This is a genomic window from Vibrio campbellii CAIM 519 = NBRC 15631 = ATCC 25920 (assembly GCF_002163755.1).
Taxonomy (GTDB): domain Bacteria; phylum Pseudomonadota; class Gammaproteobacteria; order Enterobacterales; family Vibrionaceae; genus Vibrio; species Vibrio campbellii.
Genome location: NZ_CP015863.1, coordinates 1251086 through 1265414 on the forward strand (window position 1 = coordinate 1251086; position 14329 = coordinate 1265414).

General features: G+C 44.6%; 11 protein-coding genes. 5 read left to right on the top strand and 6 right to left on the bottom strand.

Annotated features, from left to right (window positions below; translation table 11 throughout):
* Positions 1 to 3 precede the first annotated feature (3 nt).
* Entirely contained in the window at positions 4 to 1203 is a 1200-nt protein-coding gene (sctE, locus tag A8140_RS06020; protein WP_005528924.1) for a type III secretion system translocon subunit SseC family protein, read from the top strand.
* 9 nt (positions 1204 to 1212) lie between these two features.
* Positions 1213 to 2217 carry a type III secretion system translocon subunit VopD gene (gene vopD / locus A8140_RS06025; protein ID WP_005528922.1) on the top strand — a complete coding sequence of 335 codons (1005 nt, stop codon included), beginning with the start codon at positions 1213 to 1215 and terminating at the stop codon, positions 2215 to 2217.
* 63 nt (positions 2218 to 2280) lie between these two features.
* Here the strand turns inward: vopD and A8140_RS06030 are convergent, their stop codons facing one another.
* Both A8140_RS06030 and A8140_RS06035 read right to left on the bottom strand, forming a co-directional pair.
* Positions 2281 to 2652, bottom strand: coding sequence for a zf-TFIIB domain-containing protein (locus A8140_RS06030; protein WP_005528920.1), 372 nt, complete (start codon positions 2650 to 2652; stop codon positions 2281 to 2283).
* Positions 2653 to 2769: 117 nt separating this feature from the next.
* Positions 2770 to 3567 (bottom strand): class I SAM-dependent methyltransferase, encoded by a 798-nt coding sequence (locus A8140_RS06035; RefSeq protein WP_005528918.1) that lies wholly within the window; start codon positions 3565 to 3567, stop codon positions 2770 to 2772.
* A 232-nt stretch (positions 3568 to 3799) separates the two neighbouring features.
* Here A8140_RS06035 and A8140_RS06040 point away from each other — a divergent pair, with 232 nt between their 5' ends.
* A complete protein-coding gene (locus A8140_RS06040) occupies positions 3800 to 4552 on the top strand; it encodes a carbon-nitrogen hydrolase family protein (RefSeq protein ID WP_005528916.1) in 753 nt (250 codons plus the stop codon).
* 73 nt (positions 4553 to 4625) lie between these two features.
* Here the strand turns inward: A8140_RS06040 and A8140_RS06045 are convergent, their stop codons facing one another.
* From A8140_RS06045 to A8140_RS06055, 3 genes are all read right to left on the bottom strand, one after another.
* A complete protein-coding gene (locus A8140_RS06045) occupies positions 4626 to 5756 on the bottom strand; it encodes an RHS repeat-associated core domain-containing protein (protein WP_005528914.1) in 1131 nt (376 codons plus the stop codon).
* The gene (locus A8140_RS06050) at positions 5746 to 9438 is read right to left on the bottom strand and encodes an RHS repeat domain-containing protein (protein WP_005528908.1); all 3693 of its coding nucleotides are present in this window, start codon (positions 9436 to 9438) and stop codon (positions 5746 to 5748) included. Before A8140_RS06050 ends, A8140_RS06045 begins: the two co-directional genes overlap by 11 nt.
* A gap of 66 nt (positions 9439 to 9504) precedes the next feature.
* Positions 9505 to 10623, bottom strand: a complete 1119-nt coding sequence (locus A8140_RS06055; protein WP_005528906.1) for a hypothetical protein — start codon at positions 10621 to 10623, stop codon at positions 9505 to 9507.
* Between the two features lie 703 nt (positions 10624 to 11326).
* Between A8140_RS06055 and A8140_RS06060 the strand changes: the two genes are divergently transcribed.
* Positions 11327 to 11662: a zinc ribbon domain-containing protein YjdM gene (locus A8140_RS06060; RefSeq protein WP_005426222.1), complete on the top strand. Its 336-nt coding sequence runs from the start codon at positions 11327 to 11329 to the stop codon at positions 11660 to 11662.
* 76 nt (positions 11663 to 11738) lie between these two features.
* Here A8140_RS06060 and A8140_RS06065 read toward each other — a convergent pair whose 3' ends face one another.
* Positions 11739 to 12425, bottom strand: a complete 687-nt coding sequence (locus A8140_RS06065; RefSeq protein ID WP_005528902.1) for a Crp/Fnr family transcriptional regulator — start codon at positions 12423 to 12425, stop codon at positions 11739 to 11741.
* Between the two features lie 767 nt (positions 12426 to 13192).
* Between A8140_RS06065 and A8140_RS06070 the strand changes: the two genes are divergently transcribed.
* The gene (locus A8140_RS06070) at positions 13193 to 14329 is read left to right on the top strand and encodes an efflux RND transporter periplasmic adaptor subunit (RefSeq protein ID WP_005528900.1); all 1137 of its coding nucleotides are present in this window, start codon (positions 13193 to 13195) and stop codon (positions 14327 to 14329) included.

Below are 14329 nucleotides of genomic sequence, written 5' to 3' on the forward strand. Positions count from 1 at the left end.
AATATGAGTTCTATTGCACTTGACCGCATTCAGAATCAGGTATTTACGCTTGATTCTGACGAAACTACGTTAAACAAGGTTGGCAAGACCGCTGCTCACGCATCGCCGTCAGTAACCTTTGAAAACGTACAAGGTAAAGGTGCTGAAGCATTGAACACCGGTAAGGTAAAAGTTCAGCTTGATGCACCGAATGCCGCTGTCAGCGATAAGGTGAATGACCTGACGTTGAAGGCCATTGCACAGCTACAAAAAATTGTAGACTCGATAGCTGGTGGCTTACATGCTGTTGCTGACAGCACTGGATCACTAGCCGTGAGAATAATCGCAGGCTCAGTGGACGACTTCGAGATTGAGCTGGCTGCTATCGCAGACAAAATTAAGAGTGCTCAAAACAAGCTTAAAATGCAGGAAGTCAAAGTAGCTCAAGAAAAACATAAACTTGAGATGGCAGAAAACCAGGAGAAGATCAAAGAATCTGAGGCCGCGGCGAAAGAAGCACAAAAGTCGGGCTTAGCTTCTAAGATTTTCGGCTGGGTCAGCGCTGTAGCCTCTATTGTTGTTGGCTCAATTATGGTCGCAACTGGGATCGGTGCTGTTGCTGGCGCGTTAATGATCGCGGGCGGTGTATTGGGTGCTGTCAACATGACTTTGCAAGAGCCCGCTGTACAGGAGGCGATGAAAGAGGCCGGAATTAATGTCGATGTGCTGAGTAAAGTCGTCATGGCGTTTGAGATTGCGACTGCTGTCATCGGTGCTGTTGTCACATTTGGTGGCACTGCCGCGGCGGGGGTTGCCAAGTTGGCTGCTAAGAGTGCAAGTCAAATTGCACAGAAAGTCACTGATATCGCCACAAAAGCATCCACCAGTATCACAAAGTTTGCTGATTGGGGGTCGAAAGCGGCAACGACAACTGCAAAAGCGATCCGTTTTGGTGCTGAGGGTGCCGACATCACTGTCAATGTCGGTAAAGCTGCCACGGATAGTGTTCACGGGACAAACAACGCGCGTTTGACCAACATTCAGGCGGACATTACAGAGTTAAGGGCTGAGATGACACTGAGCCAAGCGGTGCTTGACAAACTGAAACAAGAAATTTCCAAGTTGATGGAAGGTTTCCAAGAACTAATGAACGTCATCATGCAAATGGTCCTAGCTAAAGGCGAAACAATGAAAACGCTGACGAACCGCCCTACAAATGTTTAAGGAATAATTATGATAGAAAATATTAGTAATACTGGACACGCAGCTCTTCATGGTTTGGGCGAACTTAACAGAACCAGTCATACTGAGAAAACCCCTGAAACCAAAGTCGAAGCAGCTGCAATCCGCGCTAGTGCTGAAAGCAACGTGGCGAATGCGAAACACTACCAATTGGATGGCCCAAAAGCGCCAGCTATTGGAGACCAAGCTATCGCGGTAGCAAAATTGATGGATGAGTTGGCCTCAACAACAAACCTGTTAATGCAAATAACAGAAAACGCGTTGGCAGGCAAAGACGTAGCTAAGTCCTCGTCAGAGGCTATTTCTCAGTCACTGTCCCTTATCGCTTTGCTGTATGAAGTATCCAAATTAACCCGTGACCAGCAAGTACAGCAACGTGAAATTGCGGTCGAGGCAAATGTAGCTAGTATCAAGAGCCAAGCTGAAGAATTAAATAGTGCGGCAAAGGCTATGCTCGCAATGGCTATCGTATCAGGTGTTCTTGCAGGAGCAACAGCAATCGTTGGTGCGATTGGTTCTTATAGAACAGGTCGAGAACTTAGTTCTGAAGTCGCTCATAACAAGGTTTTGCAGACTCAAAAAGCAGGCTTTGAGCAAGCTGAAGAGCTAATGGCTAGTGGTAATATGTCGACGAAATATCAGGATCAAGTGAGAAAAGCATATGCAGCCGCTAAAGAAAATATCTCTGATACGTCGATCTCTTTAACCAGTACTGGACGTAAATTTGAAAAGATGGCGGGGTCCAATCAAGCGAGAAACGCTGTACTTCAAGCTCTAGGTCAAATGGGGAACTCAGCAGCAAGCGTAGAGCAAACGGAAGCTCAAGCTCGAAGCAAAGAGGATGAAGTATTAGCAGCTCGTGCCCAATCAGATAAACAAAGGGCAGACGAATACATTGGTTTCCAAGAGGGCTTGTTAAAAGAGCTACGTGAGCTTTTCCGCTCTATCGCTGATAGTCAAACTCAAGCGTGGCGTGCGTCCGCTCCGACTGTGTAGATTTGCAATTAATCATCAAGGCGCTGGGAATACAGCGCCTTTTTTATGGAAAGAAGAAATAAATTACACGCGCTCAACCAAGCCAAATTTCTTGAAAAAATCGGATAGGTCGAGTGTCGCTAGATCTTTAAATTCACCAGCGTCATAGAAGCGACCTTTACACGTAGGACAGCTTTCAAACCAGATATGAGGCTGTTTTGGATCGACCAATCGAAGCAGTTGATTGTTTGGGCATACAGGGCAATCGATACGATCAATCGCATTGAAGGCTTTTCCGATTTCTTCGTCACCTGAATCAATCACATCAGCTAACGGCTTCATCGCTTCCACTTCGTAGGCATCGATCCATAAGCCTTTACATTCAGTGCAGCGTTCAACATCGCCTAGCGGAGTTTGCAGTTGTTCAAAGTCAGAATTGCATTTTGGGCATTGCATTTTGTTTTTCCTTTTTATTTTCTGAAGAGAAGTGAGCCGAGTACTCCCAGCTCTCTTTGACGACAAATCAAAATACGACATCTCTCGTGCCATACGTTTTGAATCTTTTTTAGTTGTTTAGATTGTTTTTTTAGCAATGACGAGTCCATGATTGCTTGAGCCTAATAAGCTACTTTGTCGGCATGTATTTAAGTGGTATTCCAACCATGTTTGATATTGCGAAAGCGTAAAGCTATTAATGCCTTCTGAGATATAGCGACCAAACCCATCGGTAGCGGCATGGTCGAGTATGTTGAAAGTGTGCGAGCGCAACAAATGTTCAATTTCTTCAGGAGAGGCAAAGTAGCCAACTCTGAAAAAACGATCTGCCTCAGAGGCTGTGACTGTGCCATTTGTATAAAGCTCAGATAAAATCGATGGAGTTACGAGGTGAGGAAACTTTTGTGCGAATAGTCCAGCGACGAAAAATCTAGAAATATAGGCTACCGCTAAGATTCCATTTGGTTTTAGGATGCGCTTTGCTTCACTTATTGCTTGATCGCGTTCACTCTTGGTTTTCAAATGATACAGAGGACCAAGTATTACGCAAATATCTTGTGAACCGGATTCAATGAAAGGGACATGACAAGCACTGCCTAGATGGATATCTATGGTTAAGTCTTTTCTTTCTGCATTCTTTTTCAAGATCTCGACTTGGTCTGGAACCAGTTCTACCGAGGTCACGCTACAACCCATCTTTGCAAAGCTAAGAGAATAGCGACCTGTTGCTGCTCCAAGTTCACAGACATCGGCACCTGACTTTAAATAGGGGGCGAGTAGGTGCATTGTGGTATCAAACTCTATCTTCGTAATATTCTGACGGGTAAGTCGAGAGTTTTCATCTGCTCCAGTATATTGAGCAATCAGTTCATCCATAAATATTAAGTCCTTAACAAGATATCAACTTGTTTTCGAATTCGCTCGAGAACAGTTCCATCTTTGCCGTATGTCACGCTTTTGAGTAAATTAATTTGTTTAGCAACTTGTTGCTTATTTTAGTGTGTTAAAAGGTATTAAAAAGTTATTTGAATTGAAAGGGTTGGCACGTCTAAGTGAGACGATAACCGCACAATCCTATAAATGTGAAAGGTCAAGGAGGTGGCTAAGAGTGAAGATTGGTGTAGTTCAGATGAGGATGGGTTGGACGGTCCGAGAAAATCTAAAAACAATCGTGTCTCATGTTGAGAATATGAGGGCGTTAGATGCTCTGGTTTTCCCTGAACTGAGCTTTAGCGGCTTCCACCGCAACATCAAACAGGAATCGGAACCACAAACTATTTGTCACGCGATTCAGGCGCTATGCAAGCTTGCTTTCGATTACAAGACCACGCTTTTTATTGGTGCTCCGTTAACGGAAGGCGAGCGTATATTTAACAGCTACCTATGTATCGATGTTAATGGTGACGTCGTGGCGCAACGGAATAAAGTAGGGCTAACGGAAAGTGAGACCAAGTTCTTTGGAAGAGGCGAAAGACGTGAACTGCTTAACTTGGCGCAATTATCAATAACGAGTGTCATTTGTCGAGAGGTTGATGACATCGAATGGTTTTTATCTGAGGTACAAGAACAAGCCAGTTTGATCCTTTGGCCTAGTTACATTGGTAAAAAATCACAAGAGCAGCAAACGCAGGGCTACTACGAGCGAGCATCTCTTATTGCAAAAGAAGCGGGCGCCTTCGTCGTGCAATGCAATTGGCCTCATGCCTTGAATGACCCATATTCAAGAGGAATGGGAGGGAGTCAAATTTATGATGATTCCGGCCAATGTATATACACAATGCCCTATGATAAAGAGTCAGTCTGTATCTTGGATTTGAACAAAGGAACGGCAGGCACTGACGAACTGACGCCATGCAATTAGGCTTATTCAACTTTGAGAAAGCTTATTAAGAAGAAAAAGCCAGAGTTTTCACACTGGCTTTTCATATCGTACGTTACGACAAAGGTAATTGACGAATCATTCTTTGCACGTCATTCCCGTATTTGACGCGTTGGCGAGTTTCCTCCAGAGAATACAACTGGGTCTTTCTTGCTTCAGGGTTTGCACTTCTTCCTTCCGTCACCATACTCTCTGCTGATGACTTCCCGCTATCTAATCTTCCCGGAATGGTTTTTACCACTGACCAACCAAGACTGCCGATAGAACGAGCGGTCATGATGCCTTGGTAGATGGTGTAGCCATGAGCCCCAACTTTTACTTGACCAAGAAGAACCTTAGTAAAGCCGCCGTGAATCGGGGGCGGCGTATAAGTCATGGTTTTGCCGCCTTGTACCATTTTTGTTGCAATAACTTGACCTTCTGAACTACCGATTCTCATTGCAGGGTTCGCTTTTCGAGCCCATTCAAGGTTGTACTCGCCGGATGGGCGAATCTTATTCCATAGTCGAGAACCAAGCCCTGGCTGAGTTAGATCATCGAATGCTCCACCAGCCCTTATCCAACGAATATTTTGAACTGATTTGAAAGCCGAATAGCCGCCACTGACCACGCCAATAATGTCAAATGGAATGGTGGCGATATCCAGCTTACGTGAGATGTCGCCGTCATCAATGATGCCTGACGCAAGCTGGAGCGCACCACTGGTCATGCCTGCAATGCCGCCGATGATACCAGCAGCAAGAACCAAGCTTGAGCCTCCGGTTGGGGCCGCAAGCGCAATCCCGACAATCCCCGCAATGATACCGAACGCACCAAACAAGATTTTACTGATGTTCAAGTGGCCACTTGGGTCAGTAAAGTTAATTGGGTCGTTGTGACAGTATACGTAAGCGTTGTGCACGCCCTCGCTAAATGGCGCCAGACTGTCTGGAGCGTTAAAGCGCATCAACTTCGGCTGATAGACACGATAACCTTGACCTAGGTGATAACCCTCAAGTACTGGATCCAACCATTCGCCGTTAAAGCCCAAGTGCGAAGAGGAGACAGTCATCGATTGTGCCATTGCAAGACGTACAGACGTTGGCAGTAATGAAATGCCACCAGCCACTGCACTGGTTTGGCCGATTTTAATCAGAAACTCACGTCGATTAAGCGGAGTAATGAATACAGAATCTTTATTGCTCATTGGTATTTCCCACCTGTTCGCGTTGTCCATATGGAGAGTAGCGGTACATCGAGCCAGTTTGACCAGCTGTGTTGGAAGCGATGACAGAACCGTTTTGATCGGTTGCTAGCATAGAGACAACAGAACCTTGCTCTGACCATTTCGGCACGCCATCATCGTAGATGTAGTGAGTGACGCTGCCATTTTCTTCGATAGACGCGAGGTCACTCCACAAATACTCAAACTGACGACTTTCGGAGCCAGAATGTTGTCGGATTAGGCGATCATTACTGTCGTATGAGTATTGCCATTCTGTATTGCCGGACAGCACGCTAGTGAGTTTGTCGAAGTGGTCGTAACGAAGCTCTCGACCTTCGGCATCCTGAATCATGTTTCCGTTCTGGTCATATTTCAGTACGGTTTGACTAGGAAGTTGAGGGTGCGTGTGAGTGATACGTGTTAACTGTGTTGGATCATCCGCTTCGTAGTAATAATTCGCGAAGTCTTGGGACTCGCTGGTTGCGCAGCGTTGAGTCAACATATTGCCTAGGTCATCGTGGCTCCATTCAAGGAATACGATAGGCTGCCCCCAATCACTGAGCGGACCATTACCTGAGAAATCGACGCGCTTTAGCTGCGAGAGTGAATCATAGGTGTACGTCTCCGTTACCTTGCCCTGCGTCGCACATTCTTTTTCGCGAGAGCGAAGCAAACCAAGTTCGTTATAGTCTTGAGACTGCTCAAAGATATAAACATCGTTGAGTGCCACCGCGCGATTGATTTCGCGACTGTATTCATCCCATTCAATCTCGGTGATTTGTGTTTGATTGCCGGACGTCAAACGCTCTTCAGTAACGCGATCAAACTGATCGTATTCGTATTCGACAGTGGCATTATCCGTACTTAGTTTGACCAATCGACCAAGCTCATCGTAGCCAAACTGACGGCTATCACGAGCACCTTGAATGGAAGAAATCACGCCGCCTTTTGAGTAAGCATATTGGCGGATACTTCCATCATGCTGTTCAAACTCAGGAAGGCCTGTTGAGGAATACGTGATCGTGCTGCGACTGCCGTTGTTATCTTGGCTGCCCGTTGGTAGGCCAGAAACGGGATCGTATTGGTATGTCGTTAACTGATCGCCGGATTCTTTCTCGTTGAGAACGCCTAATTGATCATCACGAGTAAAGCGTCTTGTTGGCGCAGACAAGCTGGTTTCCGTTTCTGGAATATTACTGCTATCTGCGTACGTCCAAGCTAAAGAAGCTCGATTGCTCGCCCCTCGACGAAGCTCAAGAGGTCGTCCCAACCCGTCGACGTCACGCTGACCAACGATCTGCGAACCGATCTCTAGTTTGGTGACTTGTGTTTGATCAGTATGCGCTGCGTAGGTGATCTGCTGAGCCACATTGTTAGCTTGAGTAATATGAATCGCACGATCAAACTTATCGTATTGATAGCTTTTCGATTGACTCGCAGGATCGGTTTCTTTTTTCAGTCGACCCCAAGCGTCGTATTCATAATGCCAAACACGATCACCCTGTTGCTTCCTATCTTCCAATCCCCAACTGTTTAAATTGCTTACTGTTAACGCTAAGCCCTCAATGCCTTGTGTTTTTTGACGGCTTGCAAGGTTGTTAAACGCAATTTGACGATTGCCATTCGGCAGCGTAGTGGCTTTAACCTGACCCCAATCGTCGTATTCATACCTTTCGGTTTGAGTGACAGAAATCGAGCGTGCATTTTTATCGGGAAGATCATCAAATGAGCTCTTGCTTTCTAGGCGACCGAGCGCGTCGTACTCTTTCTTCCAAGTGGTTGTGTTGCCTAGTTTCGCTTCTAACTCTCTGCCTTGGCCATCCCAACTCTGTTCGCATAAGTTGCCTTTACAGTCTGTCAGCACCAAAGTTTGTCTAGCTTGAGTTGTGTCGACAAGATATTGGTATGAGCGTGCTGCACTACCATCAATACGTTCGGTTTTAGTACGACGTAGCGAGTCATATTCAAAGCTACAGCGAACACCATCTGCGTCCACGTGATGAGCTATTTCGCCGATATCAAAATAATGGCCGACAACGACGTTAGTTTTGGTGTTGTCGTGGCAAACCAGTTCTTCATGCTCTTCGACCGTCTCATTGCCTAAGGTGTACTGATAGCTTGAGGTTTTTGAGAAGGTACCATCTGCATGCATGATATCGTTCTTGATTGATGCTAAACGACCTAGAGAAAACGCCTTGTTTTTATCCTCGTGGTAGCTGTAATGGCTTTGGTAGCGGTCATGAGCATTTTCTAAGCGCAGTACGACATCCTTTTGGTTGTTGAAACCAGTCGTTTCACCGTACTCATAGGAGATCTTACGTTCTTCAGAACCATTACTTAGGGTGCGAGACTTCACAAAGTTCACCATGCCAGAAGGCGAAGCAGGGCAGCCAGACTCCCCTTTTGACGAGTAATATTCATAAAACTCAGTGATGTTGTTTTCATCTTTGAAAGACAACATGTTGCCGCATTGATCGTAATCCCAATGACGAGTTTGTAGGTGGCTATCTTCACCCGATGACCACTTCTGCTCTTCTTTGTTGATTAAGGCATACTGAGCTGGCTGGTTGGCAAAATTCTCATTGTTACGCGCTGGATAGCCAAGCGTCTTGAGATGAACAAGTTCATTGTTTACCAGACGTTCTTCTTTAACCAGCAAGTGGAATTGGTTGTAGGTTTGAATGGTCTTAATCGTCCCACCTTCCACTTTTTGTACTTGGTATGCGTATTCGAACCCACGTTCAAGAAGGTTATCGATACCTTCACCTAAACTGCCGCCCTGAACGCCGTAGCCCATAAAGTTGCGGCTATCGGAATTTACGCGGTCATACTCCGTCGTAATAATGGGAGAGTTTCGAGTCAGTACACGATGAGAAGTCACCGCTGGGAGGTAAGTGTTGATGTTGACTCTGATCCCATTTGCTTCATAAGCAAGTTGCTCAAGCATCCCACAAGGGTGGGTGACACTCTGAATCAGGTTATAAGCCCCTATCGTTTTGTAGCCAAAGTCATAGCTACCCGCATTTTCAGATAGGTTACATTGAACAAGGTTATTATTGTTCAAAATAAGGCTGAAATACGCTTCGTGTGCACTGCCAATGTTGGTGAAAATATTCACTCTGCCCGGATTCACGTGGACGATAAGCAAAAGTGGTTGGCTCTCAGATGTACGGTCATCCCAGACTTTGTTTAGGCGTTTTTCTGAGCCGATGTTTAACCAAGAAAAATGCAAAGCATGCCCATCACTTTGAATGATTTTAATTAGGTTACCGTGGTCATCTAAGATGTCTTTACGACCATTTCGATAAGTAATTTCATAACCGCTGGCATCGCCTTTTACGGAGAAATCGAGCAGCTTCTTGTAGCGGAGATCAAGTTTGTAGTTTGCACCTAATTCAGCTCGGTAAGACTGTCCATTCGCAAGATGCAGTTGCTTATTTTTTAGATCGTATCTTGGAATGTTTAACTTCCAACCTTTGCCGAAGCCTAAGTTATCTGTCGAGTAGGGAGAAAATTGCAGAGCGATATCAAGGTTAGGGCCTTTTAGCCAGTTGCCGACTAAGGAACCGAGAAGAATTTGATAGGAGTAGCTTCTTGTTCTTTGGTCTACGCCCCCTGAACAAAAACTATCAAAGTTAAACGCATTTGAAGTCCAATTAGACATAGTGCCTCCTTTAAGGCGAAAGTTAGCCCAGCGAGTGTGGGCTAACATTTTTCTAAGGCCGAGAAATTATTGGTTAACTAGGTTCCATTTGGTGTAATCCCACTTCTGACCACCGCCGCTAAATTGGCTTTGAGGGTAAGTCAGTTTAAGACGCGCTTTGTTTCCGTACTGGTCATAAGCGGTGAAGCGGTATTCTTTTTGAGAGTCATTGATTGATGTGTTACCAGAGAAAAGCAGCTGACTTAGCGTCACAGAACGCAGCTTTTGGTTAACGCGCCACGTTGCTGTGCGACTTTGGCCAGCTGCGCTGTTCCATACGTATTCGTCTGAGACTGTGCGCTCTCGGCCTGGCTCAAAGATGTAGCCTTTTACTGAGCGGAATCCGTTTGGACAATCGTCATAACAGCCAAGCCATTCGTCTCGTAAAAAGACCTTGTCGTTGCTCGACTCTTCCCAGTTATCCACGGCTACTTTGGTCATGGTGATGGAAGTGTCTGTTGGTGTGATATAGAAGTTTCGAATTTCTGCCTTTTCAAAGTAGAAGCCGTCACCGTCGTCTTGCCAAACTCTTTCACCCGTACCAATGTCTTCAAACTTAGAAGCGCTGTACTCTATAGGTTGCAAACCTTGGTAGAGAGCACTTTCATCGTATGGGTAGGTACAGCTGTCGTAGACGTTGCCACCCTCGAACTCGATTTGTGCACAAACTTGGCGATATTGAGCGATTTCGTTGCCGTATACCCAAGCTGTCAGCTTGTTTGATGCCGTTGAAAGAACGCGCGAGTTAGGAAGGCTTTCAGCACCGCGATACATGCCACTAATTTGGTGTGCGTAGTCATTCTCGTTGTATGTGTAGCCCCAACAGTCACGGCCATAGCGACAGTCTTTGTCTCTGCCTAGTTGAACATCATTGCTCTTTAGGTAAAACGAAATCGAATTCTTTACTTCGTCGTTGCTAACCGTCACCGGTTGACCGTATCGGTCAGCGAATGCAACGGTGACATTCAGCTTCGATTGCATTTTCCCATTCGCATAAAAAGGCATTGGCGCACCAAGGCTTTCATTGTGGTCAGCGCTGAGTGTGATCGACGAAACCTCATAGCTGCTATTAATTGCTGCGAATGTTGATGCGGAAAGTAGTGTTAATGGCAGTGTGATAAGTGCCTTCTGCTTTAAGTTGCCCATAAATATTCCCTCATGGTTTGGAACCTTAATTTTTAGATTCCACTTTTGGTTTTATTGATTTTTTTGTTATTTATTTTTTGACTTTAGTTCTAACTTAATTAGAGGTTTGACTCTCTTGTTAGCACAACGTCGGGCTCAGAATAGGGGGAGGGGGAAGCGTTTGCAAAAAGGTTGGTTTGGGTAAGCTTTAAGATGCGTCTTGGTAAAAAATTCCTTAAAAATCAACATCTTGAGCTTTTAGTTTTGCTTTTATTTATATTTATTCAAAACTTATTCATCGTTTTTTGATATCAATGTAATTAAATTCAGCTCTTTTTATAAATTTGCGTTTGGATATTTGTTGTCAGCCGAAATTTAATGTATTTTTAGTGATTTAAATATCATTTAATTTGTTTGATATGTGAGCGTAACGCCCCCGTGTTTATGAGTGTTTTTATTTTTTGGACAGCGGATTGTTGAACAGAGAAATAGTATTTTGACGAAAGTTACGAGAGCAAAAACTTTTGCTGTGCTAATTAGATAAAAAAAGCAGCAAGTGCGAACAGCGGAAGAGCAAGGTGTGTGCTAAGTTATTGGAAAAGATTAACCATTCCAGTACGGGGATATCGAGAATAAGCTGGGCTGGCGTTTTTTGACAAATCTACTCGATAAGGTGAGCAATTCCCTTTACCATAACGGCAAATTCATTAGCTCGTAATTACTTATGTCTCTACCTCCTTGCCCAAATTGTAACTCAGAATACGTTTACCCAGACCAAGACCATCTTGTTTGCCCGGAGTGTGCTTACGAGTGGAATCCTACTCAGGCGGCAGACGAAGATGCCGTAAATGTGAAAGATGCCAACGGCACGTTGCTGCAAGAAGGTGATAAGGTCACGTTAGCGAAAGACTTAAAAGTAAAAGGCAGTTCACTGGTACTTAAGATCGGCACCAAAGCGGTGATTCGTCGCATTAAAGACGGCAAAGATCATCAGTTAGATTGTAAAGTTGATGGCGCTGGCGAGATGATGGTGACGGCGCAATTTGTGAAGAAAGCATAAGACCTGAGCGTTAATATCGCTTATAGAAATAATAAAAAAAACAGCTACCTAGGAGCTGTTTTTTATTTCATAGCGTTTAAGTTAAATCTCGCTGAAATATTGCTGATGCTAACTCCGCCGCTTTACACATAGCAGGTATGTCTAGGAATATAATATGACTTTCACACTCAGTAATAAAACCATCGTTTTTCAGTTTTTTGAACGCTCTAGAAAGCGTCTCTGGCGTCATACCTAACTGTGTTGCAAGCAGCTTTTTTGTCACGGGTAACGTGATTTTCCCTTCTCTTCTCGATTGAGCACGATGGAAGTCAGCTAGCTTCATCACCAGTCTTTGGTTTGCGTTTACTTGCGTCAAAATATTCACGGTATCCATCAGCTGGTGGATACGATTGGTCATGTAGTTCATCACTTTTAATGAAGTTTGCGGAGATCGCGTAAACACCGTCAGCACATCTTGGTAGTGGAACACAGACAACTCCGTATCCTGATCGACGCGAGCATTCATTGGATAGGTTCTTGGGGACATAAACATCGCCATTTCCGCAATCATTTCCCCTGCGGTAAAAACCCGAAACAGCTTTTCGTCGCCGTTTGGCATCAAACGGAATAGTGAAACTTTTCCTCTCTCTACTAGATACATATTTTCTGCAGGTTCCCCGCGCTCAAACAGTGGATACCCAACATCACAATGTAAAGGAGAGCGTTTTGAAAATAGTTGCGTTCTTTCGTCTTCGTTAAGGAGTGAAATTATAGAGGCGGGCACGCTGTTTTCCTTAGCTTGATAATTATCAAGCAGCAAATACGGACTTGGGGTATAAGATACAAATGATAATCATTATTGAGTGAAGTGCCAACTTATCCAACCTGATAAAGGAGAATAGTTATGGACGGTATTAGCCACGTATTTAGATGGATTGCCTTGCTCGGTCTGGTCGTTCTTTTTGTTTCCGTCGCCATTTTTGCTTAAGAGTCATTATTTCTAAAAGCTTACTCTTACCCTTACCCGAACAACAGTCTCTTACTTTCTAGTTAACTAAAGTGTAATTAGATTGCATCTTAACTATTAGGTCCATATTCACTGGCTGTTATTCACTAGCCAACATTCATTTTTTAGCAAAAACTCATGGTTCATAGCTAATTAGCAATATCAGTCAGGTATTCAGTGTTTGTTCTTTTTAGAATGCGCGAAACATAAAAGACAAAGATAAAAGTAGGCTTTGTGGCTCAAACCCATGAACTGATCATCGGTTTTTATGGGCTACTTAATTAGTTTGAACTTAAAGCCTCCGATACAAAGAGGATTAGAGTCAACATAATTAGTTCTATTGAATCAAAATTAATTTGCTCTAACTTAACAGTTTTCCTCTCAGATTCTGTCTGTTATTTGGGCTATTCATGTTGCATTTATAATTACCAGTGCTGTTCGAAGAGGCAGCCTGATAGTAAACAACTGTTAGGCAGCAACTATTAAGCCAGCATCGATGCCTACTTTTATTAAGACAAGTTTTTAGATAGGAAGAGAGAATTTTCATGACACTTAGAACCACGCTATCGCTCTTGATAGCGTCGAGCCTATTATTGGTCGGGTGTGAACAGAGCCAAGAAGGACAAGCGCAAGGTGGTCCAGCGCCGACACCTGAAGTGACAGTAATGACGGTTAAACCTGTTCGCCAAGCGCTAACAGTAGAACTGCCAGGTCGCAGCCGAGCGTTTAAAGAAGCAGAAGTTCGCCCTCAGGTAACGGGTATTATTTCTGAACGTAATTTTGAAGAGGGTGGTGTGGTTGAGCAAGGTCAATCGCTTTACCAGATCGACGATTCTACGTTCCAAGCAGACCTACTAAGCGCAGAAGCGGAACTGATCCGCGCTCAAGCATCTGAAGAGTCAACGTACTCAACAGTTCGTCGTTATCGTGCGTTGATCACTAAGAAATCGATCAGTCAACAAGATCTCGATGAAGCAGAAGCGGCTTACAAAGAAGCGAAAGCGCAAGTGTTGGTAGCGAAAGCGAGGCTCAACACGGCCAAGATCAATCTGTCTTACGCACAAGTTAAAGCGCCAATCAGCGGTGTGATCAGCAAATCTAACGTAACGGCAGGTGCGCTGGTAACGGCAAACCAAGCGGCGACGCTAACGACCATCCAGCAGCTAGACCCAATCAATGTTGATATCGTGCAATCTTCTGCTCAGCTACTTCGTTTAAAAGCCGCGATGTCACAAGGCCACTTGCAAAAAGACGAGTCCGCTCAAGTAACGCTAACACTGGAAGATGGCTCGACTTATGCTTACAAAGGTACAATGAAGTTTACTGAGGTTAAAGTAAATGAAAGCACGGGAAGCGTAACACTACGTGCAGAATTCGCGAACCCAGATGGCTTATTGCTGCCGGGTATGTTTGTGCGTGCAACGGTAACAGTCGGTGTGGATCCTGTGGCGATCCTTATACCACAAAACATAGTAACGCGTGACGCAACAGGCAAAGCTTCAGTCATGACTGTTGGTGCAGACAATAAGGTGTCTATTACTCCAGTGGCGACGGCTGAGTCTATCGGTAACCAATGGCGCATCACAGAAGGCTTAAAAGTGGGTGATAAAGTCATCACGACTGGCTTACAGATGATCCAACCGGGTAACTCAGTGACCATTCAATCGGGTGAGCAGGTATAA